The sequence below is a fragment of the Lunatibacter salilacus genome (assembly GCF_009797935.1).
Classification (GTDB): Bacteria; Bacteroidota; Bacteroidia; order Cytophagales; family Cyclobacteriaceae; genus Lunatibacter; species Lunatibacter salilacus.
In genome coordinates, this window is record NZ_VOLC01000007.1 from 113,963 (window position 1) to 132,102 (window position 18,140).

The following is an 18,140-nucleotide window of genomic DNA, read 5'->3' on the forward strand; positions in this document are numbered from 1 at the left end:
AGTAATTTTTGTGAGTAGTTTGAGGGCCTTTCGGCCCAATATTTTCTTATTTAGTCAAGAGTAATTTCCAATGCAAGACCACGTAATTCGTGTACCAATACATTAAAGGATTCCGGAATGTTAGGTTTCGGAAGGTTTTCCCCTTTAACGATGGCTTCATACGCCTTGGCCCTGCCAATTACATCATCTGACTTCACGGTAAGAATCTCTTGAAGCACGTGCGAAGCACCAAATGCTTCAAGTGCCCAAACTTCCATTTCTCCAAATCGCTGACCTCCAAACTGCGCTTTACCGCCCAAAGGCTGCTGCGTAATCAGTGAGTAAGGTCCAATAGACCTAGCATGCATCTTGTCATCCACCAAGTGCCCCAATTTCAGCATGTAGGATATCCCCACAGTGACTGCCTGATCAAACATTTTGCCGCTAAGACCATCATAAAGGTACGTTCGACCGAAACTTGGCAAATCTGCTTTCGTCAGTTCAGCAGCCACCTCTTCAGTGGTCGCCCCATCAAAGATAGGTGTCGCATATTTCTTACCTAACCGCATACCGGCCCACGCAAGGACCGTTTCGAAGATCTGTCCAATGTTCATCCTGGATGGTACGCCCAACGGATTCAATACAATATCCATAGGTGTGCCGTCTTCCAAGAATGGCATGTCTTCATCCCGGACAATTCTGGCAACGATACCCTTGTTACCATGGCGTCCAGCCATCTTATCCCCTACCTTCAGCTTACGTTTCTTAGCCACGTACACTTTTGCAAGTTGAACAATCCCCGCAGGAAGTTCGTCACCTACTTCGAGGGTGAATTTATCCCTCTTGAAGATACCGGAAATTTCATTTCTGGTATTGGTATAGTTCTTCACCAATTGCTGTACCAACGAGTTGGTGTGTGCATCGTCTGTCCAGTCATCTAAGATGATATCTGAAATCAGATTGGCTTCCTCTGCTACGTTGTAGTTACTCTCATCCCTATATGGGTTCTTCGCCGGAAAGAGATTGTTCTCAATGTTCTGGTGGTTGAATTTCATTCCTTTAGTGATGATTTCATCCCCAAATTTATGCCTTACACCATTGGAAACTTTTCCGTCCAGCAATACAACCAACTTTTGGATCATTCTTGCTCTAACTACCAAAAGATCCTTGCCGTACTTCTGCTTCAGTTTTTCAACCTCAGCTTTTGCTTTTACTCGGAGATCTTTATCCTTTTTAGGTCTGGAGAAGAGTTTGGTTTCGATTACCACTCCGTTGAGAGAGGGAGAAGCTTTCAATGAAGCATCCTTCACATCACCCGCTTTATCTCCAAAAATCGCACGAAGTAGCTTTTCCTCTGGGGTTGGGTCAGTTTCACCTTTAGGGGTGATTTTACCAATAATGATATCCCCTTCCTTCAGTTCAGCACCTACACGGATTATACCGTTTTCATCCAAATTCTTAACTGCCTCTTCCGATACGTTTGGAATTTCCGACGTAAGTTCTTCTTCTCCACGTTTGGTATCTCTAACTTCCAGCTGAAATTCCTCAATGTGTATAGATGTGAAGACATCTTCACGGACAACCCGCTCGGAGATGACGATCGCATCCTCGAAGTTGTATCCCTGCCAAGGCATGTATGCCACTAGCAAGTTTTTACCCAACGCAAGTTCCCCATTATTGGTAGAATAACCCTCCACCAAGACCTGTCCCTTAGTAACCCGTTGGCCTTTAAGAACCAATGGAGTCAGGTTGATCGTAGTATCTTGGTTGGTTCTACGGAATTTTGTCAGTAAATACGTCTTGTACTCATCGCTGAAATTGACAAGTAAATCCTCTTCCGTAAGATCATACTTAAGGACTATTTTCTTAGCATCAACATAATCGATCACCCCATCTGCCTCTGCGCGAATCAATGACCTGGAGTCAATTGCCGCCTTGCCTTCCAAACCGGTACCTACAATAGGTGCCTCGGCTTTCAGCAAAGGAACTGCCTGACGCTGCATGTTGGAACCCATCAAAGCCCGGTTGGCATCATCGTGTTCCAAGAAAGGAATCAATGAAGCTGCCACCGAAACAATTTGATTTGGCGCAACATCCATAAAGGTGATTTCAGAAGGATCCAACACGGGGAAGTCACCTTCAAATCTTGCCTTTACCTTGTCGTTGATAAATTTACCTTTATCATCCAAGGGTGCATTTGCTTGCGCAATGTTATTATCATCTTCCTCCTCGGCAGTTAGGAACACAATATCTTCACTGACCATGCTAACCTTGCCGTCAGCTACTTTTCGATAAGGTGTCTCCAAGAAGCCCATGCTATTCACTTTGGCGTGCACACATAGCGAGGAAATCAATCCAATATTCGGTCCTTCCGGCGTTTCAATGGTACAAAGCCTTCCGTAGTGGGTATAGTGAACGTCCCTTACTTCAAAACCTGCGCGCTCTCTGGATAGTCCACCCGGACCCAAAGCAGAAAGCCTACGCTTATGCGTCAGTTCGGCCAGCGGATTGGTTTGGTCCATAAACTGTGAAAGCTGGTTGGTACCAAAGAAGGAATTGATCACGGAAGACAATGTTCTGGCGTTGATCAAGTCGACGGGTTTAAAATCCTCGTTGTCCCTTACGTTCATTCTCTCACGAATAGTACGGGCCATCCGGGCAAGACCTACCCCAAACTGGCTATACAATTGTTCTCCAACTGTCCTAACCCTCCTATTGCTTAAGTGGTCAATATCATCGACTACAGCTTTGGAGTTGATAAGCCCAATCAGATACTTCACAATGGATATGATATCCTGTGTAGTAAGGACGATTTTATCAGGATCTATGCTCAGACCCAATTTTTTGTTTATTCTGTACCTACCAACTTCTCCCAAATCATAACGCTTGTCGGAGAAAAACAACCCGTGAATAACTTCCCTGGCAGTCGCTTCATCCGGAGCCTCTGTATTTCTAAGCTGTCGGTAAATAACCTCTACCGCCTCTTTTTCAGAGTTGGAGTTATCTTTTTGTAACGTGTTATATATAATGGAGTAATCTGCCACGTTCACATCCTCCCGGTGGAGAATGATGCTTTTGGTAGAAGAATCCAAAATCAGATCTATATCCTCGTCGGTCAGAATAGAATCGCGCTCAAGCAGCACTTCATTCCTGTCTATGGAAACTACCTCTCCGGTATCTTCATCTACAAAGTCCTCCACCCAAGTTCTCAGAACCCTCGCGGCTAACTTACGACCGATTACCTTTTTCAAATTGGATTTATTGGCATCCACTTCCTCTGATAGACCAAACAGATCAAGAATCTCCTTATCGGAACCGTAACCGATCGCCCGTAGCAAAGTCGTTACTGGAAATTTCTTCTTACGGTCAATGTACGCATACATCACATTATTGATGTCGGTAGCGAATTCAATCCACGAACCTTTGAATGGAATGATCCTAGCCGAGTATAATTTTGTCCCGTTTGTATGCTTACTTTGCGCAAAGAACACACCTGGAGAGCGGTGCAGCTGGGAAACGATAACTCTCTCGGCACCATTGATTACAAAGGAGCCCTTTTCGGTCATGTAGGGGAGATTTCCCAAAAACACTTCCTGTTCGATGGTTTCGAAATCCTCATTGTCTTCATCTGAACACAACAACCGAAGTTTTGCTTTCAAAGGGACAGAATAGGTAAGTCCCCGGTCGATACATTCGGAAACATTATACTTGGGAGGATCTACGGCATAGTCAATGAATTCTAGGGTAAAATTTTCCCGAGAGTCACTGATGGGAAAATTTTCAGAAAACACTTTGAAAAGACCATCCTGCCTTCTCTTTTCTGCGGGAGTATCAAGCTGAAAAAAATCTTTGAAGGATTGCAGCTGAATATCGAGAAAATCTGGATAGTCTTTGACTACCTTTATAGATGAGAAACTTTTCCTTTCGGTTTGATTCTGGATAGCCAAGGCAGTATATATTTATAGTGATAGTAATTATTAAATAAGAACAATATGCACTTGGAATAATGCAAGTTTTTTATTGTCTATAAACAGGAAAAGACCTGACTTAAAAGTCAGGTCTACTAAGAATAACCTATGCCTAGGAGGACAGGTTTTTCAAATTATTTCAATTCTACTTCAGCACCAGCTTCCTCAAGTTGCTTCTTAAGAGCGTCAGCTTCATCCTTGCTGATACCTTCTTTGATCGCCTTAGGAGCGTTGTCTACAACTTCTTTAGCTTCTTTAAGGCCAAGACCAGTTAATTCCTTAACAAGTTTAACCACCGCTAATTTTTGTCCACCAGCAGCTTTCAAGATTACGTCGAAGGAAGTTTTTTCTTCCTCAGCAGCGGCTTCTCCTCCTCCACCACCGGCTACAACAGTAGCAGCAGCAGCAGCGGGTTCGATACCATACTCGTCTTTCAAAATTGCGGCTAACTCATTTACCTCTTTTACAGTTAAGTTAACTAACTGTTCAGCGAATGCTTTAAGATCTGCCATTGTATAAAATATTTAAATTGATTGATTTTTAACTTGATTGATTTAATGTATTAAGATTCCTTCTCGGAGAGGGTTTTAACCAAACCAGCCAGAATATGTTTGCCACTTTGCAGGGCAGAAACCACATTTTTGGCAGGAGATTGAAGCAACCCGATAACTTCTCCAAGTAATTCCTCTTTGGATTTTAGGTTGGACAGTAATTCCAGGTTTTGTTCTCCCAGAAATAAGTCCCCATCTATTGAAGCACCTTTGAATACGGGACGAGTTTCCTTCTTGCCCATTTTCTTTCGGAACTCCAACAACACCTTCGCAGGAAGATTTCCAGCTTCTTTAGAAAAAAGAATGCCGGAGAATCCTTTCAAGGCTGTTTCGTTAAATTTCTCGTAATCGGTGTCCATACTTTCCAACGCTTTTTTGATCAGCGTGTTTTTGTACACTTTATATTCGAGTCCTTTTTCAAAACAAGTCTTTCTGAAAGCATTTACCTGAGCAACTGAAAACCCCGACGCGTTAGTCACATAAAAATGCGGGGTTACTTTAAATTTCTCGGTAAGTTCGTCAATGATGGATTTTTTTTCTTCTCTCGTCATGATTATATACCTTGAATACTTCCTTTGTCAATAATGATCCCAGGCGACATGGTACTGGAGATATGAATGCTTCTAAAGTACGTACCTTTCGATGCAGAAGGCTTCATTTTCGAAACGGTATTGATCAGTTCAAGTGCGTTTTCCTGTATTTTCTCCGGAGAGAAAGACACTTTTCCAACGCTCGCATGAAGGATACCGAATTTATCTACTTTGAAGTCAATTTTACCTGCTTTTACGTCCTTTACAGCTTTACCCACATCCAGTGTAACTGTACCTGATTTGGGATTCGGCATCAAGCCTCTTGGTCCCAAAACCCTACCCAGTCTACCTACTTTAGCCATCACATTGGGCGTGGTGATAATCACGTCTATGTCTGTCCAGCCACCTTCAATTTTGGCGATATAATCGTCCAAACCTACGTGGTCGGCACCGGCTTCTTTTGCTTCGGCTTCTTTGTCAGGGCTGCACAATACGAGCACCTTAACATCCTTACCAGTACCATGCGGCAGGGCCACCACACCTCGCACCATCTGATCAGCTTTCCTCGGATCTACACCCAGACGGATGTCAAGATCTACAGAAGCATCAAACTTTACGTTAGTGATGTCTTTCACAATGGTAGAAGCCTCAGCCAGAGAATAGGTTTGGCTAGGATCATATTTAGAAAGAGCTTCTTTTTGTTTTTTTGTTAACTTAGCCATTTTTCTTTATTTAATCCTCCCAAGGAGCTGTTCCCGAAACTGTAATTCCCATGCTTCTTGCGGTGCCTGCAACCATTTTCATGGCAGACTCCACTTCAAAAGCATTTAAGTCAGGCATCTTCACGACTGCAATTTCCTTTACCTGATCCCAGGATACGGAGCCTACTTTCTTTCTGTTAGGTTCTGCTGAACCACTTTTGATCTTGGCTGCTTCCAACAACATGTTCGCTGCGGGAGGAGTTTTAACCACAAAATCAAAAGACTTATCCGAATAAACCGTGATAAGCACAGGAAGTACTTGGCCCATTCTATCCTGAGTTCTAGCATTGTACTGCTTACAGAACTCCATGATGTTCAAACCCTTGGAACCAAGGGCAGGTCCTACCGGAGGAGAAGGATTAGCCTGGCCACCTTTCACCTGTAATTTCACATAACCAGTGATTTCCTTAGCCATTTCCTAGTCTTGTTTTTCTACTTGTATAAAGTTTAATTCTACCGGGGTATTTCGACCGAAAATCTTAACCATAACATTAAGTTTTTTCTTGTCTTCAAATACCTCCTCTATCATCCCTGAGAAACCACTGAAAGGACCGTCCATTACTTTAACGGTCTCTCCAACTATAAATGGTGTATCCAGTTTTTCCGCAAACTCATCAATCTCCTCAACCCGACCTAAGATCCGGTTGATTTCCGACTGACGTAATGGCTCGGGGGTTTTGGAAGCCCCCCCTTGGTTTGACCCTAAAAAACCGATAACTCCCGGAATACTCGTAATTACATGATTGGCCTCTCCATGGCTGAGATCCGCATGAACCAAAACATAGCCCGGAAAGAAATTTCTCTCCCGAACCCGTTTCTTACCATTGCGCATCTCGTATATTTTCTCAGAGGGTATCAAAACTTCAGGAATGTATTCCTCAAGTTTCTGCCTAGCAACTTCGTTGTCTAAATAGGTTTTAGCCTTTTTCTCCTGCCCAGCAACAACTCTAAGCACATACCATTTGTGATCAGCCATTATGTAATTTAGATTCAATTAAAATAAATCATAAAACCACTTCATAAGACTTTCGAACGAAAGATCTATAAGCCCTATTACCAAGGCGAAAATCAACGACGCAACAAGTACCAATACCGCACTGTTTTGAAGTGAAGCATATTTAGGCCATGTGACCTTGTTCCTCATCTCATCGATGGATTCTACTACAAAATTCTTTACATTCATGCAGCCTTAATTTTATGTGTACTCCCTACGCCCGTTTTTATCTTTTCCCAACTCTGTCTAATTCATTGGTAAAAACGCATGAAGTACTTCGTTTGATTTTACGGTGATGCACGGGCGGAGAGATTCGAACTCCCATCAACGGTTTTGGAGACCGCTATTCTGCCATTGAACTACGCCCGTAGTATACCCATTCTTTTACGGAACGCAAAATTAGGTAATATTGTCATAAGAAACAAATGCGATTCCGAAAATTTCAGAATCGCATTTGTAAATCTATATCTGGAATGTGATTAGTCCAAGATCTCAGTCACCTGACCGGCACCTACTGTCCTACCACCCTCACGGATAGCAAATCGTAGTCCCTTCTCTAGAGCAACTGTACTCAACAAATTCACTTCGATTGTAACGTTGTCACCTGGCATAACCATCTCCACATTTTCAGGAAGCGTGATCTCACCAGTTACGTCTGTTGTTCTTAGGTAGAACTGAGGACGGTATCTGTTGAAAAAAGGCGTATGCCGACCACCTTCTTCTTTCGAAAGAACGTACACTTCAGCTTTGAAGTGAGCGTGTGGTTTCACAGAATTTGGCTTACAGATAATCATACCCCTTCTGATTTGGGATTTCTCGATGCCTCGAAGCAACAAACCTACGTTGTCACCAGCTTCACCTCTATCCAAAATCTTACGGAACATCTCCACACCTGTAACGGTAGATTTCAATCCTTCCGCACCCATACCGATGATATCTACTGCTTCACCGGAATTGACTACACCTCTTTCGATTCTACCAGTAGCAACAGTACCTCGTCCAGTGATGGAGAAGACGTCTTCTACAGGCATCAAGAAATCTTTGTCAATTGCTCTTTCTGGAAGTGGGATATGCTCATCTACAGCGTTCATCAATTCCATTACAGTAGATTCCCACTTTTCTTCACCGTTAAGTGCTCCAAGAGCAGAACCTGCAATAACAGGAATATTGTCTCCGTCAAACTCATAGAAAGAAAGTAATTCTCTTACTTCCATCTCAACAAGCTCAAGCAATTCTGGATCATCGACCAAATCGACTTTGTTCATGAAGACCACCAATGCAGGAACACCCACCTGACGGGCTAACAGAATGTGCTCTCTAGTCTGAGGCATTGGTCCATCAGTCGCCGCAACTACCAAGATAGCACCGTCCATCTGGGCGGCACCCGTAACCATGTTTTTTACATAATCAGCGTGACCTGGACAGTCAACGTGTGCGTAGTGTCTTTTTTCAGTAGAATACTCTACGTGTGAGGTGTTAATTGTAATACCTCTTTCTTTTTCTTCCGGAGCGTTGTCGATAGAAGCGAAGTCTCTTAATTCAGAAAGACCCTTCCTTGCCAATACCGTAGTAATGGCAGCAGTCAAAGTAGTCTTTCCATGATCGACGTGACCAATCGTACCTATATTAACGTGTGGTTTGGATCGGTCAAAGGTTGCTTTTGCCATGCGTGAAAATCCTTTGTTTAGTTAATGATAAAATTTCGTTTGTTTTAAATCAATGTATCGAGCCAACGACGGGATTTGAACCCGTGACCTCTTCCTTACCAAGGAAGCACTCTACCCCTGAGCTACGTCGGCTATTAACATTCGTAATATGCCCCTAAAAGCATAGAGCGGGAGACGAGGCTCGAACCCGCGACCTGCAGCTTGGAAGGCTGCCGCTCTACCAACTGAGCTACTCCCGCTTTTAATGTGTTGTTGCCCGATTTGAACAACAGGCTTGGTAAAATCGAAAGGCAAATCTATACTAATTTTCTAGAATAAACTACCTAAGGTTAAATATCTCATTAAGAAATATCTAACTGGTGGGGGAAACAGGATTCGAACCTGTGAAGACATAAGTCAACGGATTTACAGTCCGTCCCAGTTGGCCGCTTTGGTATTCCCCCAACAAATTTCCGCTAAATAACTTTCTTGCTTATCTTAACGGATGGCAAAATTATACCCTTTTCTCTAACATTCAAAACAAACCAAAAAAAAATATTGGATTTTAATCCAGTAATTCAGTACTGTTTTAACAATCAGACGCTTAATTTTCCTCGAGGTAAGGCTCCAGAAAAAACTCCTGATAGCTCTTTACCAACTCATCGGATTCGTTTTGATTGATTTTGATTACCCGTTCCAGAATATCCCCCTCATCAATAAACCCGAAGATGGATTGAAAAGCAGTCAAACGGACATAATTTGCCGGATGATCTTCTGCTAATGCCATTAACCTTTCAATGGCCTCTTTTTTGTCCGTCCCGGCAATTGAGGCAAAATAGTCCCCATAATACCCAATGAAATAATATAAGGATTCCCCCGTCAGCAGTCCTAGCTTTTCGTTGAACCAAGTCGACTGGGTACTGTCCTGGACTTGTGTAAGGTAATCCGCCAGTGGAACTACCATCCGGATGTTCTTTTCCCCCTTGAAACGTTCGTAAATTTCCCTCTTTTTGACTTCCTCCCCTTCCATATCCATCAAGGCCGTCAATGCCCCGCCGGCTACCACATAGGAAGGAGCTTCAATCATACGGGCTATAAGAGGCGCATATTTGGTGCCGCTTAAGGTTCCCAAAAGCGCAATAGCGGACGAGCGGACTTCATTGTTGGGGTCATTTTCAGCCAGCCTTACCAACATTTCTTCCATCTCGGAACCTACCTCTTCCTTGGACATCAACTGAGGAATCCGGCTCACCGCCAATCCCCTGACCTCATGAAAACTATCCCCCAATGCCTTGGTAATGGTTGGTGTCCAATTTTGTGTGTCAGCAAAAACCGCCGTTAGACTATCCAAGGCTTCCAATCTCGCAATACCTGATTGCGCATGTTGAAATTGGCTTATCAAGCGGTCCATTCCCCTGTCTGTTTGCTTCTCAGCTAACAGTTCCATATACTCATCAACCAGAACAAGGTCGGTTCCGGCCCCGTTTTCGATAGCAAACTGCTGCACTCCCCTATCTACCCAATAGGTCTTTTCCTCCCGCTGCCCGGCTTTGTAAACAGCTACTTTTATCGGCAGTTTGTAAAGTGGAGTATTGGTTAAATCCTGCTTTTGCCTCACGGTAAGAAGTTGCCTGTCCGGATCACTCTCATCAATATCAATGGCCAATACTGGATGACCAGAATCCAAAAACCACTGGTTGAAAAACCAATTCATATCTCTTCCGGTAACATGTTCGAAAGCCAACCTGAGATCGTGCACTTCCACGCTTCCAAATGCATTTGCTTCCAAATAATGTTTCAATGCCGCAAAAAATGCCTCATCGCCCACACTTTTGCGTAACATATGAAGAATCCGTCCACCCTTGGCGTAGCTGTGGCTATCAAACATATCCTCCTTATCCTCATATTGAAACCGGATAAGGTCAACCTGCTTTTCTTGGGACTCATAGAAATATTGTTCCATGGCATCAAGGTGGTGCTTGTCCGCTTTGTCCTTTCCTTCCTTGTATTCAAACCAGAGATACTCCGAGTAATCAGCAAATGCTTCGTTCAAAGGCAAATTGGACCAAGACTCGGTTGTAACCAAATTGCCAAACCACTGGTGAAATAGCTCATGGGCTATAATATAATCCCACTCACTATCCAGTGCCTCCCGTTCATCCAAGTTCAATGCCTCCATGAAAATGGACACCGTTGTGTTTTCCATAGCACCAGAAACAAAGTCCCGTACGACAACCTGATCATACTTTTGCCATGGATAATCCACACCAAGTAGTTCTGAGAAAAACCCGATCATTTCCGGCGTGTGTTGAAACACCGTCTTGGCACCTTCAGCATATTTTTCTTCCACATAATAATTGACCGCAAGGTTCTTCCAGCTATCCTTTATTTCAGCAAACTCGCCTATTGCCAATGCTGAGAGATAGGGAGCATGGGGCATATCCATCACCCAATGATCGGTCCTGGTACCATCATCGTTCAGTTGCTGATTGACGAGCTTTCCATTACTACGCGAAATAAATCTTTCCGGCACCCTCAATTTAAAATCGTGGGTTTGCCGTTCATTCGGGCTGTCAATTGTTGGGTACCACTTCGAACTAAATTCAGTCTCTCCCTGAGTCCATATCTGTATGGGCTTGTCTTCCGTCCCTGATGGGTTGATGAAGTAAAGGCCTTTGGTATCTGTGATCGCCGTACCGCCCGGTACAGTTGTTTCCTCGGGTTTGGCGATATATTTTATCCCTACCTGTAGCGAATCGTTTGATGTATATGCTCGTGGTAAATATACAGTCACCCGTTTTGGCGTGTAGGAAAAATTAAGCGTAGAAGTTATTCCCGATTCGTCCAACCATACATCCGATATTTCAAAGTCCTTTGCGTCAAGCTCAAGAATTTCCTGATCGTAAAAGTAGGGCTTCAGAAGAAGAAGGGCGCTTCCTTTTACTTGACTGGTTTCAAAGTCAAACGACAAATCCAGCGAAGTATGGATCAGGTCAAATTTCCTCTCCCGGCTCGGACGGTACCCCTCCATGGTCGCTTCTTTCAGTCTCATTAGCGAATCCGGCGCACTGGGAATAATTAACTCCAATGCCTCATTCTCCCCTACTGATTCGATAATCGGTTCAGGTTGGGGGGTGATTTGGGCATTTTTGCAGGAAAAAAGAAGTAAAAAATTAATTGCAAATAGAGAATAGAAGTAAAATGAATAGCGCATATTTGAAGAAAATAATTTTCCCTAAGGAATTATTAAGTTATGTTTCTAAAATAAATTCCCATGGATGGGGTGGAGGTAATCCTTGAAGCAGTCAAAACTTACAAATAGAATCGCCGCTTTAAAAGAAACGAAATGTATGAAGTAAAATTGAAAAATGAAGTCTACCTGGTTGAAAAAAATGGGGAGCAAACCAAAGTCAACGGGGAGATAATCTCGATGGATAGTGTGAAAATAGGCGAAAATGCATTCCATTTGCTTGTTGACAAGCAGTCACTGACAATGGAAATCGTATCCTGGGATCCTTCTACAAAAAAACTTCAGATAAAGCTGAATGATCGATTGGCTGAACTAATAGTCAGTACTGAGCAGGACTTACTATTGGAGAAGATGGGATTAAAGCAGACCAAGGGGAATCTTTTAACCGAAATAAAAGCACCCATGCCCGGTCTTATACTGGATATTCCCATCAAAGAAGGTGATACTGTAGAAAAGGGCGAGGTATTGATTGTCTTGGAGGCAATGAAAATGGAAAATTCCATTAAGTCCTCCCAATCGGGCACAATCAGGAAAATCCTTGTCGACACTGGTCAGGGCGTGGAAAAAAATCAGGTGATGATCCAATTTTAAAGAATAGATTTAGTTTTGTAAAAAACAAGAAATTATCTTTGTCCGGTTTGAATCATGTAATATTTGAGTTGATTTCCATTTCAAAGGCTTAATTGAAGGCGCTAATACGTGCAAAATTCAAGGCTGATTATGATTCGAACGTTGTGACACCAGCTGGATAATGCCTTGCGGGCTAGTTGGATAGACAAGCGTTTTTTCTTAAACTGAAAACAAATTTTAAGCTGATGAAAGCGAGCATGACGAAAGCGTTACACACCGGATGATTATCACGGTGAGATTCCACCCCGACTGCTAGTGCGGGGCAAATTCTGACCTTTGAAAAACAAAATATAAACAGATGAAATACAAAAGAATCCTCCTCAAACTTAGTGGTGAGGCCCTAATGGGTGACAAATCCTATGGCATTGACTCCAAAATACTACAGCAATACGCTGACGAAATCAAGGCAGTACGTGATCAGGGAGTAGAAATCGCCGTTGTAATCGGAGGAGGTAATATTTTTAGGGGAGTGCAAGCCGGTCATGTGGGTATTGACCGGGTCCAAGGAGACTACATGGGCATGCTTGCCACCCTTATCAATGCCATGGCACTTCAGAGTGCCCTCGAACAAAACGGCATGTACACTAGGCTGATGTCTGGTATTAAAGTAGAGAGTGTATGTGAGCCCTTTATCCGCCGACGGGCCATCCGACACCTTGAAAAAGGAAGAATCGTCATTTTCGGCGCCGGAATCGGAAACCCATACTTCACAACTGACTCTACTGCCAGCCTAAGGGCCATCGAAATAGAAGCGGAAGTGGTGCTAAAAGGTACCCGAGTCGATGGTGTCTACACTGCAGATCCCGAAAAAGATAAGACAGCTACCCGCTACGCCACTATTTCTTTTCAGGAAGTGTACGAAAAAAACCTCAATGTTATGGACATGACCGCTTTCACCCTTTGCCAAGAAAACAACCTCCCTATTATCGTCTTTGACATGAATAAAAAAGACAACCTCATCAACCTCGTAAAAGGAGAGGACGTAGGGACTCTTATAACTTCTAAATAAGCTAAACTTACCATGGAAGAAATCCAATTATACCTCGAAGAAGCTGAATTACTGATGAAAAAAGCAGTGGACCATACCGCTGCCGAACTTGTAAAAATACGCGCAGGGAAAGCCATGCCGAATTTTTTGGACGGCATAGTAGTGTCCTACTACGGTGCGCCCACTCCTCTACAACAAATAGCGTCTGTAACTACCCCTGACGCTCGGACCCTCGCCATTAAGCCCTGGGAAAGGAACTTGATCTCAGAGATTGAGAAGGCGATCATCAACTCCGATTTGGGTCTGAATCCCCAAAACAACGGGGAAATGATCATGCTAACCATCCCACCACTCACGGAGGAGCGCAGAAAAAACCTCGTGAAGCAGGTGAAAAACGAGTGCGAAAATGGAAAAATAAGCATCAGGACCGTAAGAAAAGACACGAATGAGGGATTAAGAAAGCTTCAAAAGGACGGAGCGCCGGAAGATGAAGTGAAGAGAGGTGAAGATATCGTGCAAAAATATACAGATAAATATTCCAGCAAAATCGATGACCACTTCGCCAAAAAAGAGGAAGAAATCATGAAAGTATAATTACTCAAAAAAAGGACGGGAAGGACCCGTCCTTTTACATTCTATATTACTTGCAATTGCAAACCAACCGCTATTCCTTATTTAAACCAGCGGTCGGTACTTATTCCAAATCCTACAAATAACCCGATGTAGGATGCCCTACTGCTGAAATCAATCTCTTGGCTGTTGAATTCGGTACGTTCAAATCTTAATTCATCAAGAGTTCCAACTCCCTGCTGATACCTTAGCCCGGCCAAGAAATAATTGTTTCGTTTGATGTACTTTTTGATCCCAACATCAAACCTCAGTAGAAAATTAGAATTTATACTACCCGTGGTGCCGCCAAAGCCTCCACCACCAGAAAAGTTCGGGGGATCACGGTTGAGGGCCACACCTATCGCAGGCTGCACGTACAACTCAAATTTTTCCTTCGGAATACTATACCTCGCTCCTAGAGAATAATTCCCGAAATTATTTCCAAACACGGAATCTTTGTTCTCAAAAACATTTCCATTAGCTAATTGCTGCCTCATTCCAATCGGCCTGTGCAGATATTCGCCCTGAAGAACTACCTGCCATTGATCGGTAACTTTGCCAACGACACTCAATCCCAGATGATAGCCCATCGTGGGGAACAAAGTCATTTCATCTCCGTCTGGTGAGGAAATCGTCGCATTATAAAATCCCACAGAAGGACCCCCGTACCCCTCAAACTGTAATAATCCCTGGGAATTTGCATGGTAGCCGACTAGGACAAAAATGAGGCTAAAAATTAAAAACTTCATGTCAATAATATCTTGTAGTTAGTAAATAATTGTAAAGCTAAATAAATGTTTAAAGCCTAAAATATATATTAAAAATTAAATTTTTTCAAATTTAACTAATATTAACATGTACAACTAAAAATCGATTGAGGGATTATTTTGGTGAATATATCAGGACCAATACTTTCCAAAATATTCGTAAACTTAGCAAAAAGGGAAATAAGCAAGTTGATTGGTCATAAGTTTTTTGTCCTGGAATGAGTAGGACTAAGATTATTAAAATCTCGGCTAATTTGTCTAGAGTTTGAGGAGTTTCTGTTAGATCGTTGTAAAAAATCAGTGTCATTAAATAGGGTAAAAAGATAAAATAAAGAACAGACAGCCATAAGCTGACCATTCTTTCCTATAGTAAACCTTACAGTGGCAAATATATGGAATTTCAAATAGAAAATGAAAATTATTCCCCCGAGCTGATAGTGATAAAGGTTGCTATGCCGAAACGTGGTCCGGAGTGGACATAGGCCCCGTTTTCAAACCCAGCTGCAAATTCCACCCTAAATATGCGCCATAAATTATCCAAAGAATACCCGATCTCCATGTAATGGGGAGAGGTGTCCGTTTTGAGGTAATTGAAAAAGATGTTTTCCCGAACCCCCGTGAAACGTAGCATTGGCAACTGGGTGAATAAAAATTTCCTGAACTGGTAGTGAAGGATTCCGCCTATATAGTTTGCATCCGTACTAAATCGGTAGTAATCAAGCAACCGATATTCTGAAGCGGCACCCATACTGGTAAAAATAGTCCTGTTGCCTCCGAAGTGTTTGAAATCCATAAAATACACCTGCGATCTATTCAAAAATGATCCCGCAGTTAGATTGATATCCAATTTGCCACTTACCCCAAAAGAAAAGGCATGCCTGAAATTAGCTTCCAATTGGTCAAATTGTGAAGACTGATTTGCCGATGCAACCGGTATGCCTTTATTGTAAGCCAATGTCAAATGCGGGGCAGTGCTGTAGAGCGGAGATTTTCTGTTGTTGCGGATACTGTATTTCAACCCGGGTCTCCAGGAAATATGGGATCGCCATAGATACAGGCGATGATCAGAAAAACCGCTCTTTGTCGCTGAACTATTACCCGGTCTATTGGAGGTTACTCTTCTTTGAGCACCCTCTCTGAAGCTGTAACTGCTTGTGTTTTCCAAGAATGTTCTTTCCGCATATTCTATTCCCGACCCAACCGTCAAAGCTGCACTGACCTGTCTTTCCAAATCCACCCGCAGGTACCGCTGCTCATAGAGCTTCATCCAGTTTTGACTAAGTAACAGGGTGTAGGCACTATTCACCCACTCCGATATGGGTTCCTCTCTGTTTAGCTGAAAAATAAAACGTCCACCTTCCGCCGAAAGCTGGGTATGCGATCCTTCATTTCTAATCAAACCTGTGACAGCAAGTCTACCGTACAAGGTTTTACTAGACAATCCGTATCTTCCCTCAGGTCGGATTAGCACCTGTTTGGTTCGGAAATTGACACTGTCCGCCAACTTTTCTCTTTTTCTATACCTCAGGTATCCCGCCAAACCGAATTTAAATCCTTCCACGGAGTTGAATCCCTTTTTTCCGGCATTGTTGTAGAAGCCTGCGGACAACCCTCTGCCAAAAAAATAATCTCCGCCACCAAGCACGTCAAATACTTGGAATTTTTTGTTTATGCTTGTATCCGTACTTTCGGGTGTGGCCTCTTTGGCTGATTCTACTCTAGCCAGGCTATCATCTCGCCGGTAACCCTGGATTTCCTCGGAAGTCAAAGCCACTGGCCGTATGCTGTCCCAAAAGTTTAATTCCCGTTTTGTGGCCAAACTATCTACCGCATATTTTCTTTCGCGAACTACTTCATTGTTTTCCCTCTCCAATTCAATTTGCTTTTCATAGGTACGGATCATTTTTCGAAAGGATTTTTGTGACATTTGTTCCGCTGCAGCAAGTTGCTCTGTTACTGATTCCCGTTTGTCAAATCCAGAAAGATCGGCGGGTAATTCCTCCACTTTTTCATCCAATATGGCTGTTTCCGCTATCAAGTCTGGATTCAGTTCCAGCACATACTCACCTGTAGAAGCCAAATATTGAAATTCCCCTCCAAAGCCGAAAAACTTTCCGCTGACTTGGTAGGTGTGGGTGACAGGCATCCAGACATTTTCAGCAATCGGAGCAAACTGCTGCTTTGCCTTAATTTGAAATCCCAGATAAGATGTCTCCAAATCAAAACTATGGATGGCCCACAAATCTTCAATAATATACAAATAGCCGTCAAATACACGCTCTCCGGGAGATCTTGGCCTCACTCTGATTTTATTTACCAACACGCCATTGTCCATAAAAGACCCCATAAATTGGAAACGGTAATAGGAAAAGGCCATTTTGGACAAAGGAGATATAATGTCCACCACCTTATCCTGATAAAACGTCGCTGCTATATAAGGAGACGGGGACGTTTGCATATCTTCTCCTACGGTCCGTATAGCTATTACTTTTTCCTCCAGGTAATTTGGCTGTCTGAAGGTAATTTCAGAAATCGATTCCGTGGTATAGGCCTCATTCAGGTTTAGGCCCTCTTCTGCCAATTTTTTACGAACAAAAAAAGGAGCGTTCGTCAGTTTACCAGTCCCCTTCAAATACACCTTCATCGAATAGCTGTCTACCTGTAGGCGGTGATAATCGGATTTGGCAATCGCCCTGCGCATCACTGTCAACGCGGGATCCTCCTGTTTGCTATCTACTGTAACTTCTTTCAACGCATACATCTGTTCCTTGAGGACAAAATCTACTTCCACCCAATTCTGGTCTATTTCTACTGTTTTCAGAACAGATTCGTATCCCATAAACTGAATCCACACATCATACACCCCCGGCTTCAAATTCAATTGAAAATAGCCCTCGGCGTTGGAGGGAATTCCGTCTCCCAAATTTCTGATAAATATGGAGGCAAAAGGCAAGGGATTGCCCCTTTCATTACGCACATATCCTCTGACCCCCTGCGCGAAAGTTTGCAGGTCCAAGAACAATATCAAAGACAAAAGAATCAAAATTTTAATCCGCATTACCCGATTGATTTTTTGATTTAAATACCCAATTTACCTACCATCACATCACTACCCCGAAAATCACAATTCTAGTTACTAACGGTTGTTATGAAAAAAAGTAACCACCTGAAGCATTTAATTTAAACCTAACTTTTTAGGATATTTTTTCCGGTTTTTTCTCCAAAAACATGCCGTTTTTTGTACTTTTTTTTTAAAACTCTAAATTTAACAGAATGATAATAATCAGTTCAGTCTATTGTGTAACCATTAACTATAATTAACTTATTTTAACACATTAATAAAATAACTTTAAAAAAACACCTCCTAATTAATTAATCAGAAATTTGTACCGGATTTCAGGGATTGCATAAAATAAATATTCCTCACATATTTAACGTGTTATTTTAACAATCATTAAATCTATTAC

14 protein-coding genes and 4 tRNA genes are annotated in these 18,140 nt (G+C 42.6%); 3 read left to right on the plus strand and 15 right to left on the minus strand.

The window, feature by feature from the left end:
* Positions 1–50: 50 nt before the first annotated feature.
* The 13 genes from rpoB to FQ608_RS11400 all read right to left on the minus strand — a co-directional run bounded on the left by rpoB (position 51) and on the right by FQ608_RS11400 (position 11,643).
* The gene (gene rpoB, locus FQ608_RS11340) at positions 51–3,926 is read right to left on the minus strand and encodes a DNA-directed RNA polymerase subunit beta (RefSeq protein WP_158858348.1); all 3,876 of its coding nucleotides are present in this window, start codon (positions 3,924–3,926) and stop codon (positions 51–53) included.
* Positions 3,927–4,081: 155 nt separating this feature from the next.
* Positions 4,082–4,459 carry a 50S ribosomal protein L7/L12 gene (gene rplL / locus FQ608_RS11345; RefSeq protein ID WP_158858349.1) on the minus strand — a complete coding sequence of 126 codons (378 nt, stop codon included), beginning with the start codon at positions 4,457–4,459 and terminating at the stop codon, positions 4,082–4,084.
* Positions 4,460–4,509: 50 nt separating this feature from the next.
* Positions 4,510–5,049 carry a 50S ribosomal protein L10 gene (gene rplJ / locus FQ608_RS11350; protein ID WP_158858350.1) on the minus strand — a complete coding sequence of 180 codons (540 nt, stop codon included), beginning with the start codon at positions 5,047–5,049 and terminating at the stop codon, positions 4,510–4,512.
* Positions 5,050–5,051: 2 nt separating this feature from the next.
* Entirely contained in the window at positions 5,052–5,750 is a 699-nt protein-coding gene (gene rplA, locus FQ608_RS11355; RefSeq protein WP_158858351.1) for a 50S ribosomal protein L1, read from the minus strand.
* 10 nt (positions 5,751–5,760) lie between these two features.
* Positions 5,761–6,204: a 50S ribosomal protein L11 gene (gene rplK / locus FQ608_RS11360; RefSeq protein ID WP_158858352.1), complete on the minus strand. Its 444-nt coding sequence runs from the start codon at positions 6,202–6,204 to the stop codon at positions 5,761–5,763.
* A 3-nt stretch (positions 6,205–6,207) separates the two neighbouring features.
* Positions 6,208–6,765: a transcription termination/antitermination protein NusG gene (nusG, locus tag FQ608_RS11365; protein ID WP_158858353.1), complete on the minus strand. Its 558-nt coding sequence runs from the start codon at positions 6,763–6,765 to the stop codon at positions 6,208–6,210.
* A gap of 18 nt (positions 6,766–6,783) precedes the next feature.
* Positions 6,784–6,972 carry a preprotein translocase subunit SecE gene (secE, locus tag FQ608_RS11370; protein WP_158858354.1) on the minus strand — a complete coding sequence of 63 codons (189 nt, stop codon included), beginning with the start codon at positions 6,970–6,972 and terminating at the stop codon, positions 6,784–6,786.
* 109 nt (positions 6,973–7,081) lie between these two features.
* Positions 7,082–7,152, minus strand: a tRNA-Trp gene (locus FQ608_RS11375).
* Positions 7,153–7,262: 110 nt separating this feature from the next.
* The gene (gene tuf / locus FQ608_RS11380; protein ID WP_158858355.1) at positions 7,263–8,450 is read right to left on the minus strand and encodes an elongation factor Tu; all 1,188 of its coding nucleotides are present in this window, start codon (positions 8,448–8,450) and stop codon (positions 7,263–7,265) included.
* A 60-nt stretch (positions 8,451–8,510) separates the two neighbouring features.
* Positions 8,511–8,582, minus strand: a tRNA-Thr gene (locus FQ608_RS11385).
* A gap of 34 nt (positions 8,583–8,616) precedes the next feature.
* A tRNA-Gly gene (locus FQ608_RS11390) sits at positions 8,617–8,689 on the minus strand.
* A 118-nt stretch (positions 8,690–8,807) separates the two neighbouring features.
* A tRNA-Tyr gene (locus FQ608_RS11395) sits at positions 8,808–8,893 on the minus strand.
* A 140-nt stretch (positions 8,894–9,033) separates the two neighbouring features.
* A complete protein-coding gene (locus FQ608_RS11400; protein ID WP_158858356.1) occupies positions 9,034–11,643 on the minus strand; it encodes a M1 family metallopeptidase in 2,610 nt (869 codons plus the stop codon).
* Positions 11,644–11,775: 132 nt separating this feature from the next.
* Here FQ608_RS11400 and FQ608_RS11405 point away from each other — a divergent pair, with 132 nt between their 5' ends.
* The 3 genes from FQ608_RS11405 (at position 11,776) to frr (ending at position 13,891) form a co-directional block, all read left to right on the plus strand.
* Positions 11,776–12,270 carry an acetyl-CoA carboxylase biotin carboxyl carrier protein subunit gene (locus FQ608_RS11405; RefSeq protein ID WP_158858357.1) on the plus strand — a complete coding sequence of 165 codons (495 nt, stop codon included), beginning with the start codon at positions 11,776–11,778 and terminating at the stop codon, positions 12,268–12,270.
* Between the two features lie 337 nt (positions 12,271–12,607).
* Entirely contained in the window at positions 12,608–13,318 is a 711-nt protein-coding gene (gene pyrH / locus FQ608_RS11410; protein ID WP_158858358.1) for a UMP kinase, read from the plus strand.
* A gap of 12 nt (positions 13,319–13,330) precedes the next feature.
* Complete coding sequence (gene frr / locus FQ608_RS11415) at positions 13,331–13,891, plus strand: ribosome recycling factor (RefSeq protein WP_158858359.1); 561 nt, start codon at positions 13,331–13,333, stop codon at positions 13,889–13,891.
* Positions 13,892–13,968: 77 nt separating this feature from the next.
* On the opposite strand, the gene FQ608_RS11420 is transcribed toward frr, so the two are convergent.
* Both FQ608_RS11420 and FQ608_RS11425 read right to left on the minus strand, forming a co-directional pair.
* Positions 13,969–14,655, minus strand: a complete 687-nt coding sequence (locus FQ608_RS11420; protein WP_158858360.1) for a hypothetical protein — start codon at positions 14,653–14,655, stop codon at positions 13,969–13,971.
* Positions 14,656–15,091: 436 nt separating this feature from the next.
* Positions 15,092–17,731: a DUF5686 and carboxypeptidase regulatory-like domain-containing protein gene (locus FQ608_RS11425; RefSeq protein ID WP_158858361.1), complete on the minus strand. Its 2,640-nt coding sequence runs from the start codon at positions 17,729–17,731 to the stop codon at positions 15,092–15,094.
* Between the last annotated feature and the right edge of the window lie 409 nt (positions 17,732–18,140).